Origin of the sequence: Paraburkholderia sp. C35 (assembly GCF_003121405.1) — a bacterium.
GTDB lineage: Bacteria > Pseudomonadota > Gammaproteobacteria > Burkholderiales > Burkholderiaceae > Paraburkholderia.
Genome location: NZ_QBUY01000163.1, coordinates 1 through 14,636 on the forward strand (window position 1 = coordinate 1; position 14,636 = coordinate 14,636).

The window sequence follows — 14,636 nt, forward strand, 5'->3', positions numbered from 1 at the left end:
TGGCGGTGTTCAGCGGCTTTCTTTTGCCTACTTTTCTTTGCCGCGGCAAAGAAAAGTAGGTGCTGCCCCGCACAGGGGCAACGCGCGAAGCACCACTAACAAAACGCGGATGCCAGCAAAGATTCAACCCTCGAGCGCCAGCAAATTCAAAACCTTACCTCCGCCCATACGTATCATCAAACCGGCCAATATCGTCCTCTCCCAGATACGACCCCGACTGCACCTCGATAATCTCAAGCGGCATCTTGCCCGGATTCTCCAGCCGATGCTTCACCCCCAGCGGGATATACGCCGATTCATTCTCAGAGACAATAAACCGCTCCTCACCCCGCGTCACAAGCGCCGTGCCACGCACAACGATCCAGTGCTCAGCCCGATGATGATGCATCTGCAACGACAGCTGCGCACTTGGCTTCACCACAATCCGTTTCACCTGGAACCGCTCGCCCGTATCGACGGAGTCGTAGTGACCCCACGGACGATGCACCTTGCGATGATTCACCGCCTCCGCGCCATGCGCTTCACGAATCCGGCCAACCACCTTCTTCACATCCTGAACGCGGTTCTTGTCGGCGACGAGAATGGCATCGTCCGTTTCCACCACGACCAGATCCTGCGTGCCCACGCACGCAATCAATCGGCCTTCCGAATGCGCGAACGTCGAGCCGGCACCTTCGAACATCACGTTGCCACGGCCAACGTTGTCGTTGCCATCCTTCGGCAGGATGTCCCAGATGGCATCCCACGAACCCACATCGGACCAGCCCGCGTCGAGCGGTACCACCACGCCTGAACACACCGACGTATCGCCGCCAAGCTGCTCCATCACCGCGTAGTCGATCGAATTGGACGGGCACGCGGCAAACGCGTCGCGCTGCACGCGGAAGAAATCGCCGTCCGTCGTGCCTTGCGCATGCGCGGCCTGGCAGGCTTCGTAAATGGTGGGCTGAAAGTGGCGTACGGCCTTGATCCACGTCGAGGCGCGCAGAATGAAAATGCCGCTGTTCCACCAGTACTCTTTCGATTCGACGTAGCGCTGCGCCAGTTCGACGTGCGGCTTCTCGACAAAGCGGTCGAGCTGATGCGCATCGATCGCACGTTCGCTTGACGTGTCGTTCGCCGGCAGCGACGCGCCGATGCGGATATAGCCGTAGCCCGTTTCCGCGCGCAACGGCACGATGCCCATCGTCACGATATGACCGTTCGATGCATGCTGCACGCCCGCCGCCACGGCTGCGTGGAAACCTTCGCTGTCGGTGACGGCGTGGTCGGCGGGCATCACGACCATGATGCCGTCCTGGTCCTGAGCCAGCACGGACAACGCGGCGATGGTCAGGGCAGGGGCCGTGTCGCGTGCGCACGGTTCGAGAATCAGGCGGCTTTGCTTGCCGCTCACGCGCAACTGCTCGGCCGTCGTGAAGCGATGCTCTTCATTGCAGACCACCACCAGTTGTTCCGCGACGGGATAACCGGCATCGAGTCCATCGAGCCGACGCGTCGTCGATTGCAGCAGCGAGTCCGCGCCAAGCAGGCCGATCAGCTGCTTGGGATGCTGTTCACGCGACATCGGCCACAGACGCGTGCCGGAGCCGCCCGCCAGAATCACGGGATGCACTTTCAGCTTGACGTTGAGCCGGGATTGGTTCGCCTGTCGATTGTCGACGGCTGATGCCGTAGCAGTCATGTTGATAACTCCTCGAAGCGGGATGAATGCCTGAGTTTTTATCACGTCGTAATGCGTCAATAAATCGGCATTGAATTTCTGTCGAATAATTCCAATTGAAAATAGTCGAAAAGCATTGACGATTAATTTCGCAATGTTATAAAAATTGAAAATAAATCAGATAAAAATTGACTCGACACAATCGACCGGGATGAAATGCAGAGCATGCTCGGGCTGCATCTGACGGCATCTGTCACCGCAAGCGCCAAAAAGGCAAAGAAACGCGCCGCGTGTGGCATAAACCATACGGTGAATTCGCATGATTCGGCAAAATTTACCGAATAAAAGACGAAAAAATATCGCAAATCATGCCGATACATTTTGAGATTTTTTGCTGCCTTGCAGCGCGAATTTTAATGCCGCTTTATTGAGGCTTGTACAAGGGTATTCACTCAGCGACACACTTTCGTTTCGATCAAGCCGTATTCGATCTGCGATGCAAATCGCAATACGGCCGTCATGCGGCGAGCCGCTAATACGAAAGCGTGATGAATACCGGATCAACCGCCGCGCAACTGACGCAGCGCATTTTTCAACAGCCCGTGGATAGAACTTGAGCAAACTGACAGACAAGGCGAGGTGCCGCACATGCTGAGCGTTCTATCGAGAATCATCGACATCGGCATGGTCGCGCTCGGCGCGCTGATCGCAGCGGCCGTGCATGCGGGCCGTTTCGTGTGGCTCGACGACATCCAGAGCGTGTCGCTCGCGTTCGACTGCCTGCTGGTGATCCTGTTCTTCCCCGCGCTCGGCATCTATCAGTCGTGGCGCGGCAAGCCGCTGTACGACCTGCTGGCGCGTGTCACGATGGGCTGGACGATGGTCGAGGTCACGGGCGTGCTGATGAGCTTCAGCCTGCACCGCGCGGACCTGTTGTCGCGTCTGTGGCTCGTGTACTGGGCCGTCGCCACTGTGGTGCTGCTGATCGTCACGAAGTCGCTCGTGCATGCGGTGCTGCGCGGCTTGCGCCGCGAAGGCTTCAATCAGAAGAAGGTGGCCATCGTCGGCGGTGCGCCGTATGGCAAGTTTCTGATCGAGCAGATGCGCAGCCGTCCCGAAGCAGGCTTTAGCCCGGTCGTGGTCTACGACGAAGACGACAACCGCAGCCACTATGAAGACACGGATGAGCCGGAAGCGATCGAAGGCGTGCCCGTACGGCGCGACTACGCGGCGATGATCGACGAGATGCGCCGCCGCTCCGTGCGCGAGCTGTGGATGGCGCTGCCGATGTCGAAAGAGAAGGTCATCCCTCGCTTCGTGATGGAGTTCCGCAACGACTTCGTGAACATCCGTTTCATCCCGGACGTGCGCAGCCTGACGCTCTTCAACCAGCCGATGGTCGATCTGCTCGGCGTGCCCGCGATCAACCTCGCCGCATCGCCGATCACCGATCTGCGCGTGCTGCCCAAACGCATCTTCGACCGCCTGTTCGCGCTGGCCGCACTGACGGCGCTCGCGCCCGTGATGATCGCGATTGCCGTGGCGGTGAAGCTGTCGTCGCCGGGACCGGTGTTTTTCCGGCAGCGCCGCAAGGGCATCGACGGTCGCGAGTTCGAGATCTTCAAGTTCCGTTCGATGAAGGTCCACAAGGAAGAGGCGGGCAAGATCACCCAGGCCACGCGCCGCGATCCGCGCATCACGCCCGTCGGCGCCTTCCTGCGCAAGACCAGCCTCGACGAACTGCCACAGTTCATCAACGTGCTGCGCGGCGAGATGTCGGTGGTCGGCCCGCGTCCGCATGCGCTCGAACACGACGATATCTACAAGGATCTGGTGAAGGGCTATATGCACCGCTACCGGATCAAGCCCGGCATCACCGGCTGGGCGCAGATCAACGGCTATCGCGGCGAAACCGACCGCATCGAAAAGATGATGGGCCGCGTCAAGCTCGATCTGTACTACATGCAGCACTGGAGCTTCTGGCTCGACATCAAGATCGTGGGCCTGACCTTCTGGAAAGGCTTCGTGGGCAGCAACGCGTACTGAAGCGCGATGCGTCCATCGCTACGAACGCCAGGCGTTCTTCATTCACTGAACCATTCAATCTCCGAGGTGTAATTCATGAACCTGACGATCGTTGGAACCGGATACGTGGGCCTCGTGACGGGTGCCTGCCTGGCAGACATCGGACACGACGTCTTCTGCCTCGACGTCGATCAGCGCAAGATCGACGTGCTGAACAACGGCGGCGTGCCGATCCATGAGCCGGGTCTGCTGGAGATCATCGCGCGCAACCGCAAGGCGGGGCGCCTGAAGTTTTCGACGGATGTCGAAGCCGCCGTCGCACATGGCGACATCCAGTTCATCGCCGTCGGCACGCCGCCCGATGAAGACGGTTCCGCCGACCTGCAATACGTGCTGGCCGCGGCGCGCAACATCGGCCGCCATATGAAGGGCTTCAAGGTGATCGTCGACAAGTCGACGGTGCCGGTGGGTACGGCACGCCGCGTTGCGCAGGCCGTGCAGGAAGAGCTGGATCAGCGTGGCCTGAAGCAGATGTTCTCGGTGGTGTCGAACCCCGAGTTCCTGAAAGAGGGCGCCGCCGTGGAAGACTTCACGCGCCCGGACCGCATCATTCTCGGTTGCGACGAAGACGTGCCCGGCGAAAAGGCGCGCGAACTGATGAAGCGCCTGTACGCGCCGTTCAACCGCAATCGCGAGCGAACAATCTATATGGACGTGCGTTCCGCCGAGTTCACGAAGTACGCGGCCAACGCGATGCTCGCGACGCGCATCTCGTTCATGAACGATCTCGCCAATCTCGCCGACCGTGTCGGCGCGGATATCGAAGCGGTGCGCCGTGGCATGGGTTCGGACCCGCGCATCGGCTACGACTTCCTCTATGCAGGCTGCGGCTATGGCGGTTCGTGCTTCCCGAAGGATGTGCAGGCGCTGATCCGCACGGGCAGCGAAATGGGTCACAACCTGCGCATTCTCGAAGCCGTCGAAGCCGTGAACGAGACGCAGAAGATGATCCTCGCGCAGAAGATCGTCGCGCGTCTGGGCGACGATCTGTCGGATCGCACCTTCGCCGTCTGGGGCCTCGCATTCAAGCCGAATACCGACGACATGCGCGAAGCGCCGAGCCGCGCGCTGATCGCCGATCTGCTCGCGCGCGGCGCGAAGGTGGTCGCGTATGACCCGGTCGCCATCGACGAATCGAAGCGCGTGTTCGCGCTCGATCTCGAAGGCAAGCCGCAGCACCTCGCGCGCCTCACGTTCGCGGACGAAGAAATGCAGGCCGCCGAACACGCCGATGCACTCGTGATCCTCACCGAATGGAAGGTGTTCAAGAGCCCGGATTTCGACAGCCTCAAGACGCTGCTGAAAACGCCGCTGATCTTCGACGGCCGCAATCTGTACGAGCCGGACACGATGCGCGAACTCGGTATCGAGTATCACGCGATCGGCCGTCAGCCCGCTCAGGCGCAAGCCGCTGCCGCGTCGCTGGCGACGGCTGAAGCGCTGTAACACCGCAAGGCGTCATCGACTCTTCAAGAGGCCGCCCATGTTCGCGAACGTCCTGATCGTCTGCCACGCCAATGTGTGCCGCTCGCCTGCCGCCGAGCGGCTGTTCCGCACGCGTCAGCAGACGCAGGGCGCACGGTCCATCGCGTTTCGCTCGGCGGGCCTGCGCGCGATCGACGGACACGACATGGACCCCGTGATGCGGCGTCTGCTCGAAGAACGCGGCGTGGACAGCGGCACGCATCACTCACGGCGGCTCGATCGCCAGAGCGTGCGCAACGCCGATCTGATCCTCGTCACGGAAAAGCGGCAAGTGAAAGACGTGGAAGCACTCGAACCCACGTCGCGCGGCAAGGTGTATCCGCTCGGCAAGTGGGACACGTGGGGAAGCGCCGATGTCGTCGATCCGCATGGTCGCGACGAAGGCACGTATCGCGACAGCCTCGCGCATATCGAACACCTCGTCATGGGATGGCTGAACAAAATATGCTGAAACGAAACATCACGATTACTCTTGCGCTGACGACTTTTCTGTCGGCATGCGCGACGGCGCCGGGGAATTACCTCGACACGTCGAGCCTGAAGGAACAGCAGCAGAACAAGCCCGCTGAAACGTATCCCGTCACGCTGATCGATGCGTCCGTGATCCAGAAACAGCAGGCGCAAACGGCCGATGCCATCGCAAAGCAGGTGCTGCCGCCGCCGGGTCCGTTCGCCGATCCGACGCAGGACGTGTATCGCGTCGCGCCGCAGGACATTCTCGGCATCACCGTGTGGGATCACCCGGAACTGACCACGCCGAACGGCAGCACGCTGTCGGCGGGCGGCAACACCACGCAGTCGATCGGTGGCGCGTTGCAGCAGCCGTACACGCAGGCGTTGCCGGGTCAGGCCGATCCGTACGGCCAGACGGTCGCGCCCGACGGCACGATCTATTTCCCATTCGTCGGACGCATTCATGCGTCAGGCCGCACCACCGCGCAGATTCGCGACGAACTCGCGAAGAAGCTGATTCCGTATATCCGCGATCCGCAGGTCGATGTGCGCGTGCTGTCGTATCGCAGCCAGAAGGTGCAGGTGACGGGCGACGTGAAGACGCCGGGCCCGCTCGCGCTCTCCGACGTGCCGCTGACGCTGGTCGATGCGATCACGCGCTCGGGCGGTTCGAGCGACAACGCCGATCTGCAGCGTGTGCGTCTTACGCGCAAGGGCAAGCTCTACGTGCTCGACGCGAACCGCATGCTCGACAAGGGCGATACGACGCAGAACGTGATGCTGGAACCGGGTGACATCGTCAACGTGCCGGACCGCAGCGACACGCGCATCTTCGTGATGGGCGAAGTGAAGACGCCGATCCCCGTGCCGATGAACAAGGGCGAGCTGACCATCGCCGATGCGCTCACGCAGGCGGGCGGCATTCTCGATACCGACGCGAACCCGCGTCAGATCTACGTGATGCGCGGCATGAAGGACAAGCCGACCACGCCCGATGTCTACCGGCTCGATATGACCAAGCCCGACGCGATCATGCTGTCGTCGCAGTTCGAACTGCAGCCGATGGACGTGGTGTATGTGGGCACGGCGGCATCGACGACGTTCAACCGTGTGCTGCAGCAGGTGCTGCCGACGGTGCAGACCCTGTTCTACCTGAAGCAGCTGACGCGCTGAAGTCCAGTCGCGACAGCATTGCCTGAAACGCCGCCGGCATGCCGGCGCTTCGCATCCCGAACCTGAACGGATGCAACGCGCCGGATGCCGCTGGCGACCCGACCCGGGTCAACCCTGAGCACTCAAGCGAGTATCCAAGTGAGCACTCAACCGAATCCCCATCTGGCCATGCAGGCCAGAACCGAAGAAGAGGACGTGGTCCTCGGCCAACTGCTGCAGGTGATCATCGACGACATCTGGTGGCTGATCGGCATTGCCGCGACCATCGTCGCGATTGCCGGCTTCTACTGTTACGTCGCAAAGCCCGTGTATTCGGCCGATGCGCACGTGCGCGTAGAACCGTCGGACAACACCTCGCAGGCGCGCCCGCAGACGCAAACGGGCGCGCCCATCTCGACGGGCCAGTCGGCCATTCCCCCCGACGCCGAGATCGAAATGAGCAAGCGCCGCGGTGTGGTCGCGCCCGTGGTTCAGCAGATGAAGCTGAACTTCTCGGAGACGCCGAAGACGATCCCCGGGCTCGGCAGCCTCGCCGCGCGTCTTGCGACGCCAGGCCGGCCCGCGAAGCCGTGGCGCGGCCTCGGCTCGTATGCGTGGGGCGGTGAAGTCGCCGAGGTCGATTCGATCGACGTGACGCCCGCGCTCGAAGGCCAGAAGCTGATCCTCACCGCCATGGACAACGAGCGCTACACGCTGATGACGCCCGACGGCCAGCTGCTGTTGCGCGGCCAGGCCGGTCAACCGGCGCAAGGCGGCGGCGTGACCATGCTGGTCAACAAGCTGGTCGCACGTCCCGGCACGCAGTTCACCGTGATGCGCGCCAACGACCTCGACGCGATCGCCGCGTTCCAGTCGGCCATCAACGTGCAGGAGCAGGGCAAGCAGACGGGCGTGATTTCGATCTCGCTCGAAGACCAGAGCCCCGAACATGCGGCGGCCGTGGCCAACGCACTTGCGCAGTCGTATCTGGTCGAGCACATCCGCACCAAGCAGGCCGATGCCAGCAAGATGCTCGACTTCCTGAAGAGCGAAGAGCCGCGCCTCAAGGCCGATCTCGAACGCGCGGAAGCGGCGCTCACGGCGTATCAAAGCAAGAGCGGCTCGATCAACGCGAGCGACGAAGCGAAGGTCTACCTCGAAGGCAGCATCCAGTACGAGCAGCAGATTTCGGCCTTGCGTCTGCAGATTTCGCAGCTCGAACAGCGTTACGGCGACGATCACCCGATGATCAAGGCCGCGCAGCAGCAGATGGCCGAACTGCAGGCGCAGCGCTCGAAGTACTCGGACCGTTTCCGCGATCTGCCAGCGACGGAAGTGAAAGCCGTGCAGCTGCAGCGCGCCGCGAAGGTTGCCGAAGACATCTACGTGCTGCTGCTCAATCGCGTGCAGGAACTCTCCGTGCAAAAGGCAGGGACGGGCGGCAACGTGCATATCGTCGATGCCGCGCTGCGTCCTGGCTCGCCCGTCAAGCCGAAGAAGGCGCTGATCCTGTCGGCGGCGACGATACTCGGACTGATCATCGGCACGGGTTTCGTGTTCCTGCGCCGCAATATGTTCAAGGGTATCGACGATCCCGAGACGGTTGAGCGCGCCTTCCATCTGCCTGTGTACGGTCTGGTGCCGCTGTCGGCGGAACAGGCGTTGCTGGAGAACGCCGCCGTGCGCGGCGGGACGCGCCAGCGCGCGGTGCTCGCCAATGCGAAGCCGAAGGACGTGTGTATCGAAAGCCTGCGCAGCCTGCGCACGTCGATGCAGTTCACGCTGCAGGCCGCGCGCAATCGCATCGTGATGTTCACCGGCCCGATGCCCGGCGTCGGCAAGAGCTTCCTGACCATCAACCTCGCGGTGCTGCTCGCGCATTCGGGCAAGCGCGTGCTGATGATCGCCGGCGACATGCGCCGCGGCGCGCTCGAAAAGCATCTGGGCGGCTCGCAGGATAACGGCCTGTCGGAATTGCTGAGCGGTCAGATTTCGCTGGAAGAAGCAGTGCGCGCGACTGAGATCGACAACTTGTCGTTCATCTCGTGTGCCCGCCGTCCGCCGAATCCGTCGGAACTGCTGATGTCGCCGCGCTTGCCGCAATACCTCGAAGGTCTCGCGAAACGCTACGACGTGATCCTGATCGATACGCCGCCGGTGCTGGCCGTGACGGACGCATCGATTATCGGCGGCTATGCCGGCTCGACGTTCTTCGTCGTGCGTTCGGGCATGCACAGCGAAGGCGAGATCGCCGATGCACTGAAGCGCCTGCATTCGGCGGGCGTGCACGTGCAGGGCGCGATCTTCAACGCGATGCCGCCGCGTGCGCGCGGCAACTACGACCGCAGCTACGCGGCTGTGCAGGAATACCTGAGCACCTGATGCGTGCTGGGGCGTGCATCGAACGCACGCCTCACGCGCCGTCAATCAAGCCACGGAGAGTACAGGATGAAGATTACGGTACTGGTGCCGACCTATCGCCGCCCGCAAGACCTCGCGCGCTGCCTTGCCGCCTTGCAGAAACAGGAACGCGTGCCCGACGAAGTGGTGGTCGTCGCGCGTCCCGACGATGACGCCACGCATGAATGTCTCGCCAATCCGCTCGTAGTGGGCGCATTGCCGCTGAACATTGCCGCCGTCGAAGTGCCCGGCCAGGTGGCCGCGCTCAATCGCGGCCTCGATGCCGCCACAGGCGACGTGATCGCCATCACCGACGACGACGCCGCACCGCATTCCGACTGGGTGCGCCGTATCGGCGCGGCCTTTGAAAGCGATGCGGCGCTGGGCGCGCTCGGCGGCCGCGACTGGGTGCATCAGAAGGGCGGCGTGCTGGACGGCTCGCGCTTCCTCGTCGGCAAGATGATGAAGTCGGGCAAGATCATCGGCAATCATCACCTTGGCGTGGGCGAGGCGCGCGAAGTCGATCTGCTCAAAGGCGCGAACATGAGCTACCGGCGCGAGGCGATCCGTCAGATCCGTTTCGATGGACGTCTGCGTGGCGCCGGTGCACAAGTGCATAACGACATGGCCTTCAGCATGAGCGTGAAGAACGCCGGCTGGAAGCTCGTCTACGATCCGCGCGTCGCCGTGGATCACTATCCCGCCGAGCGTTTCGACGATGACCGCCGCGATGCGCAATCGATGGCAGCCGTGCGCAATGCCGCGTACAACCTGCATCTGATCCTGCGCGAGCAGTTGCCGCCGGGGCAGCGTGAGATTGCCTGGTGGTGGTATGCGCTGGTCGGCACGCGCGTCTATCCGGGCGCCGTGCATGCGGTGCTGGCACTGACGTCGAAAGGCGCGCGCACCCGGCTCGCACGCTGGCATGCCGTGCGCACGGGTGCACGTGAAGCGCGCCGCGCGTTTGCGCAGCATCGCGGTACGGGCACTGGCACGGGAGTGCACGCATGACGACAAAGGTTCATGTGCATCTGTTCTACGGCGCCGATCCGCGGTTTTATCGTCCGGGCGAGAACATCGGCTGCCTGTACGGCTATCACCACGCCGAATCCGACGAATTCAAGCTCAGCTATTCGCAGGACGCGAAAGAGAGCAAGCCCGTTCGTCTCGTACGGCGCGCGCTGAAGACGCTGCTCGGCTTCGACCTGATCCACACGATGCGCAATCGCGACGAGATGCTGCGCTCGGACGTGATCTGGACGCACACCGAACAGGAATGGCTGTCCACGGCGCTGATGCTGATGATGAGCGGCAAGCGTGATACGCAGCCGCTGCTGCTCGCGCAAAGCGTCTGGCTGCTCGACAAGTGGACCGAGTATGGGGTCCTGCGCCGCTGGTTCTATCGCAAGCTGATCCAGCGTGCCGATCTGCTCACCACGCTCGCGCGCGACAACGCCGAACTGTGCCGCACGTATTTCAATCGCGATGCGACGCCGCTGTTCTACGGCCTGAACACGCGCGATTTTCCCGTGCAGTCGCCGAAAAGCTGGCAGCCGGGTACGCCGCTGCGCATCGCCGCTATCGGCAATGATCGCGACCGCGACTGGGAAACGCTGATCAAGGCCGTCGGCAATGATCCGCGCTTCGCGGTGCGGCTCGCCACGCGCCGGCGTATTCCGCGTGCGCTGCGTTCGCTGAACGTGCAGGTCGCGCCGGCAGCGGGGCTTAAAAAACAGCGTGAACTGTACGACTGGGCCGATGTGGGCGTTGTGCCGCTGCGTCCGAACTCGCATGCGTCCGGTATCACGGTGATGCTCGAAGCGGCGGCTGTCGGCAAGCCGATGGTGGTGACGAATGTCGGCGGGCTGCAGTATTATTTTTCGGCGCGCGCAGCGACCTATGTGCCGCCATTCGACGCCGACGCATTGCGCGAAGCGTTCCTCGGCCTCATCGCATCGCCCGATGAAGCGCTGCAGCAGGCGCAGGCGGCATCGATGGAACTCGTCTCGCGCGATCACACGACGCAGCACTATGCGCAGCAGCACGTGAAGATCACGCGCGACCTGTTGCGCCGCCAGGCACAGCACGCGCAGGGTGCGAGGCCCGGGAACGCGAACGCCCGCGTGTCGACGCCTGGCCGGGGAGGGATGTAAGCGATGTCGTCGATTGCACGCGCCGGGATCGACAACGCTGCGCGCATCGTGAAGAGCGAGCGGCGCGACTGGCTGCCGCCTGCGTTGCTGTGGCTCGTCACGGTCATGCTGATCGTCGCGCACCAGGGCACGGTGCTTACGCTCGCGTTTCCGGTGCTGTCGATTGCCGTCGGCTTCTGGCTGTACTTCAAGGCGCCCGCGAAATACGTCGGCTATATGTGGTGGCTGTGGTTCCTGAGCCCGGAAGTGCGGCGTCTGGCCGACTGGTCGAAGGGCGCCTTCACGCCCACCAGCCTGATTCAGGTCGCGCCGCTGGCCGTCACGATGATCAGTGGGCTGTCGCTGATCCGCTTCTACCCCGTACTCGCGCAGAAACGCGGTTTGCCGGTTCTGCTGGTGCTCGCGGGTCTCGGCTATGCGTTCATGATCGGCGTCGTCTCCAGCGGCCCGCTAGCGGCCCTGTATGACCTCGCGAACTGGGTTTATCCGATCCTGATCGGCTTTCACATCATGGCGCACTCGCGCCAGTACCCGGAATTCCGCGAGACCATCATCAACACGTTTATCTGGGGCATGCTGCTGATGGGCGGCTACGGCCTCGTGCAGTTCTTCATCATGCCGCAGTGGGACGCGCTGTGGATGCTCGGTTCGCAGATGAACTCGCAGGGCGATCCGGTGCCGTTTGGCGTACGCGTGTTCAGCACGATGAATTCGTCGGGCCCGTTCGCGCTCGCGATGATGGGCGCGATGGTCTACGTGATGGCCGCGACCCATCGCGTGCGCTGGGTGGCGGGCGCGCTCGGCTTTCTGTCGTTCTGCCTGTCGCTGGTGCGCTCGACGTGGGGCGGCTGGGTGATCGCGATGCTGATCCAGCTGGTCAAGTCGAACAACAAGGTGCGCATCCGGATCTTCGCGAGTGCGGTGGTGCTGACGGGACTGTGCGTGCCGCTGCTTGCCGTTGGCCCTGTTGCCGAACGGATGCAGGCGCGTCTGGACACGATCGTCAATCTGCACGACGACCAGAGCTACGCCGCGCGTAACGAGTTCTACGCCACCTTCGCAAAAACCGCCTTCACCGATGTGACGGGCGAAGGACTCGGCGCAACGGGCACCTCGACCAAGCTCTCGAACGATGGCGGCCAGCTCGGCCAGTACGGCAACTTCGACAGCGGCGTGATGAACATTCCGTTCGTGCTCGGCTGGCCGGGCACGCTGCTGTACATGTCGGGCGTGATCTGGCTGCTGATGCGTGCGCTGCGCGCCTCGTTCAGGCTGCGCGACGACAAGTTCGCATCGGCGTCGCTGTCGCTGGCACTGTCGATCTTCGCGATGCTCGTCTTCACCAACTCGCTCGTCGGCACGGGCGGCCTGCTGCTGTTCATGGGCGTGTTTTCGATTATTTCCGCGGCGCACTGGCAAAAGCTGAACACGCGCCGCCGTTCATTCTTTCATGGAGGCACCGATTGAGAGTCGCCATCGTCACGCACGTAGTGCGCCATAACGACGGGCAGGGCCGCGTCAACCACGAAATCGCGCGCGCGGCGCTCGGTGAAAATATCGAGGTCACGCTGATTGCCTCGCATGTCGCGCCCGAACTGCTGCAACACCCGCTGGTAAAATGGGTGCCCGTGAAGATCGGCCGTTTCTGGCCGACCAATCTGCTGCGCCAGCAGGTGTTCGCGCTGAAGAGCGCGTGGTGGCTGCGCACGCATCGCGCCGACTACGACGTGCTGCACGTCAACGGCTTCATCACGTGGACGGCCGCCGACGTGAACACCGCGCACTTCGTGCATACCGGCTGGTTCAAGAGCAAGTACTACCCGTTCGGTCTTGGCAAGGGTGTGTGGTCCGCGTATCAGTTCGTCTATACGCGCATGAACGCCGTGCTCGAAGGCTGGGCATACCGGCGCTCGCGCGTGATCACGGCCGTGTCGCAGAAGGTCGCGACCGAGATCGCAGCGATCGGCCTCACGCCGCATAACCGGCTCGACGTGATCTACAACGGCGTCGATACGCAGGGCTTTGCCGCCGCGACGGGCGACCGTGCGCGCTTCAAGCTGCCTGACGACAAGTTCCTGCTGCTGTTCGTCGGCGATCTGCGCACGCCGCGCAAGAACCTCGGCACGGTGCTGAAAGCGCTGACGCATCTGCCAGAGCGCGTGCATATCGCCGTGGCGGGTTATCTGCCCGGCAGTCCCTATCCGGAAGAGGCGAAAGCGCTGGGCATTGCGGATCGCGTGCATTTTCTGGGGCTGGTCAAGGAAATGCCCGTGCTGATGCATTCCGTCGATGCCTATGTGTTTCCGTCGCGCTACGAAGCGATGAGCCTGTCGCTGCTCGAAGCAATGGCGGCGGGTCTGCCCGTGGTGACGGCGCACACGGCAGGCGGGGCGGAGATCATCACGCCCGAATGCGGCATCGTGCTCGACGATCCCGACGATCCCCAGGCGCTCGCCCAGGCTATCGGCCGTCTCGCTTCCAACGACGAAGCGCGCCTCGCGATGGGCCGCGCTGCCAGCGAACTGGCGACGGGCTTCGGCTGGGCGCGCATGGCGCAGCAGTACATCGCGCTATACCGGCAGATTGCAGGCCAGCGCGAAGACCGCCGCAGCACGAAACAGATCAACAACGACACCGACACGCTCAACGCGAACGTGCTGGATCGCGCGTAACGCGCGGCACGTGCACGTCGACAACGACAAGGAAGGACACACCATGACCACTCGTTCCATCAAATCGCTGCAGATCGGCATGCACTGGTTTCCCGAGCGCGCGGGCGGTCTCGACCGCATGTACTACTCGCTGATCGGCGCGCTGCCGGGAGCGGGCGTCGAAGTGCGCGGCGTGGTTGCCGGCTCGGAGCGCGTCGCGCAGGACACCAATGGCGCGATCAATGGCTTCGGCTCGGCCGCGCAATCGCTGCCGCTGCGTCTGATGGCGGCACGCCGCGCGCTGCGCCGTGAGATTCGCGCGCAGCGCCCTGACGTGATCTCGTCGCACTTCGCGCTGTACACGTTTCCCGGCCTCGACGCGATGCGCGGCATTCCGCAGGTGTCGCATTTTCAGGGGCCGTGGGCCGACGAGAGTCATGTCGAAGGCGCGGACTCGCTCGGCCAGCGTGCGAAGCGCTATCTGGAGCAGACTGTCTATGCGCGTTCGTCGCGGCTGATCGTGCTGTCGGATGCGTTTGGCCGCATTCTCACGTCGCGTTATGGGATTCCCGCTGATCGCGTGCGGGTCGTGCC

At 63.1% G+C, this 14,636-nt stretch carries 11 protein-coding genes; 10 read left to right on the forward strand and 1 reads right to left on the reverse strand.

Features of this window, described 5'->3' with window-relative positions; translation table 11 throughout:
- Positions 1–154 precede the first annotated feature (154 nt).
- Positions 155–1,684 carry a mannose-1-phosphate guanylyltransferase/mannose-6-phosphate isomerase gene (locus tag DK391_RS41945; RefSeq protein ID WP_109483898.1) on the reverse strand — a complete coding sequence of 510 codons (1,530 nt, stop codon included), beginning with the start codon at positions 1,682–1,684 and terminating at the stop codon, positions 155–157.
- Positions 1,685–2,311: 627 nt separating this feature from the next.
- Here DK391_RS41945 and DK391_RS41950 point away from each other — a divergent pair.
- From DK391_RS41950 to DK391_RS41995, 10 genes are all read left to right on the forward strand, one after another.
- Positions 2,312–3,709: an undecaprenyl-phosphate glucose phosphotransferase gene (locus DK391_RS41950; protein ID WP_109483899.1), complete on the forward strand. Its 1,398-nt coding sequence runs from the start codon at positions 2,312–2,314 to the stop codon at positions 3,707–3,709.
- 75 nt (positions 3,710–3,784) lie between these two features.
- A complete protein-coding gene (locus tag DK391_RS41955; RefSeq protein ID WP_109483900.1) occupies positions 3,785–5,194 on the forward strand; it encodes a UDP-glucose/GDP-mannose dehydrogenase family protein in 1,410 nt (469 codons plus the stop codon).
- 37 nt (positions 5,195–5,231) lie between these two features.
- On the forward strand, positions 5,232–5,684 hold the full coding sequence (locus tag DK391_RS41960; protein WP_109483901.1) for a low molecular weight protein-tyrosine-phosphatase: 453 nt from the start codon (positions 5,232–5,234) through the stop codon (positions 5,682–5,684).
- Positions 5,678–6,859 carry a polysaccharide biosynthesis/export family protein gene (locus DK391_RS41965; protein ID WP_109483902.1) on the forward strand — a complete coding sequence of 394 codons (1,182 nt, stop codon included), beginning with the start codon at positions 5,678–5,680 and terminating at the stop codon, positions 6,857–6,859. Before DK391_RS41960 ends, DK391_RS41965 begins: the two co-directional genes overlap by 7 nt.
- A gap of 168 nt (positions 6,860–7,027) precedes the next feature.
- Positions 7,028–9,220, forward strand: a complete 2,193-nt coding sequence (locus tag DK391_RS41970) for a polysaccharide biosynthesis tyrosine autokinase (RefSeq protein ID WP_109483903.1) — start codon at positions 7,028–7,030, stop codon at positions 9,218–9,220.
- Between the two features lie 66 nt (positions 9,221–9,286).
- Positions 9,287–10,249 carry a glycosyltransferase family 2 protein gene (locus DK391_RS41975; RefSeq protein WP_109483904.1) on the forward strand — a complete coding sequence of 321 codons (963 nt, stop codon included), beginning with the start codon at positions 9,287–9,289 and terminating at the stop codon, positions 10,247–10,249.
- Entirely contained in the window at positions 10,246–11,391 is a 1,146-nt protein-coding gene (locus DK391_RS41980; RefSeq protein ID WP_109483905.1) for a glycosyltransferase family 4 protein, read from the forward strand. The genes DK391_RS41975 and DK391_RS41980 overlap by 4 nt, the downstream gene beginning before the upstream one ends.
- 3 nt (positions 11,392–11,394) lie before the next feature.
- Positions 11,395–12,858: a glucose-6-phosphate isomerase gene (locus DK391_RS41985; RefSeq protein WP_109483906.1), complete on the forward strand. Its 1,464-nt coding sequence runs from the start codon at positions 11,395–11,397 to the stop codon at positions 12,856–12,858.
- A complete protein-coding gene (locus DK391_RS41990) occupies positions 12,855–14,063 on the forward strand; it encodes a glycosyltransferase family 4 protein (protein WP_109483907.1) in 1,209 nt (402 codons plus the stop codon). The genes DK391_RS41985 and DK391_RS41990 overlap by 4 nt, the downstream gene beginning before the upstream one ends.
- 43 nt (positions 14,064–14,106) lie before the next feature.
- A partial coding sequence (locus DK391_RS41995; RefSeq protein WP_162601058.1) for a glycosyltransferase family 4 protein occupies positions 14,107–14,636 on the forward strand: 530 nt, incomplete at its 3' end.

Coding starts and splice junctions, on each gene's coding strand:
- DK391_RS41945 (WP_109483898.1), bottom strand. CDS start 1,684: ATGACTGCTACGGCATCAGCCGTCGACAATCGACAGGCGAACCAATCC.
- DK391_RS41950 (WP_109483899.1), top strand. CDS start 2,312: ATGCTGAGCGTTCTATCGAGAATCATCGACATCGGCATGGTCGCGCTC.
- DK391_RS41955 (WP_109483900.1), top strand. CDS start 3,785: ATGAACCTGACGATCGTTGGAACCGGATACGTGGGCCTCGTGACGGGT.
- DK391_RS41960 (WP_109483901.1), top strand. CDS start 5,232: ATGTTCGCGAACGTCCTGATCGTCTGCCACGCCAATGTGTGCCGCTCG.
- DK391_RS41965 (WP_109483902.1), top strand. CDS start 5,678: ATGCTGAAACGAAACATCACGATTACTCTTGCGCTGACGACTTTTCTG.
- DK391_RS41970 (WP_109483903.1), top strand. CDS start 7,028: ATGCAGGCCAGAACCGAAGAAGAGGACGTGGTCCTCGGCCAACTGCTG.
- DK391_RS41975 (WP_109483904.1), top strand. CDS start 9,287: ATGAAGATTACGGTACTGGTGCCGACCTATCGCCGCCCGCAAGACCTC.
- DK391_RS41980 (WP_109483905.1), top strand. CDS start 10,246: ATGACGACAAAGGTTCATGTGCATCTGTTCTACGGCGCCGATCCGCGG.
- DK391_RS41985 (WP_109483906.1), top strand. CDS start 11,395: ATGTCGTCGATTGCACGCGCCGGGATCGACAACGCTGCGCGCATCGTG.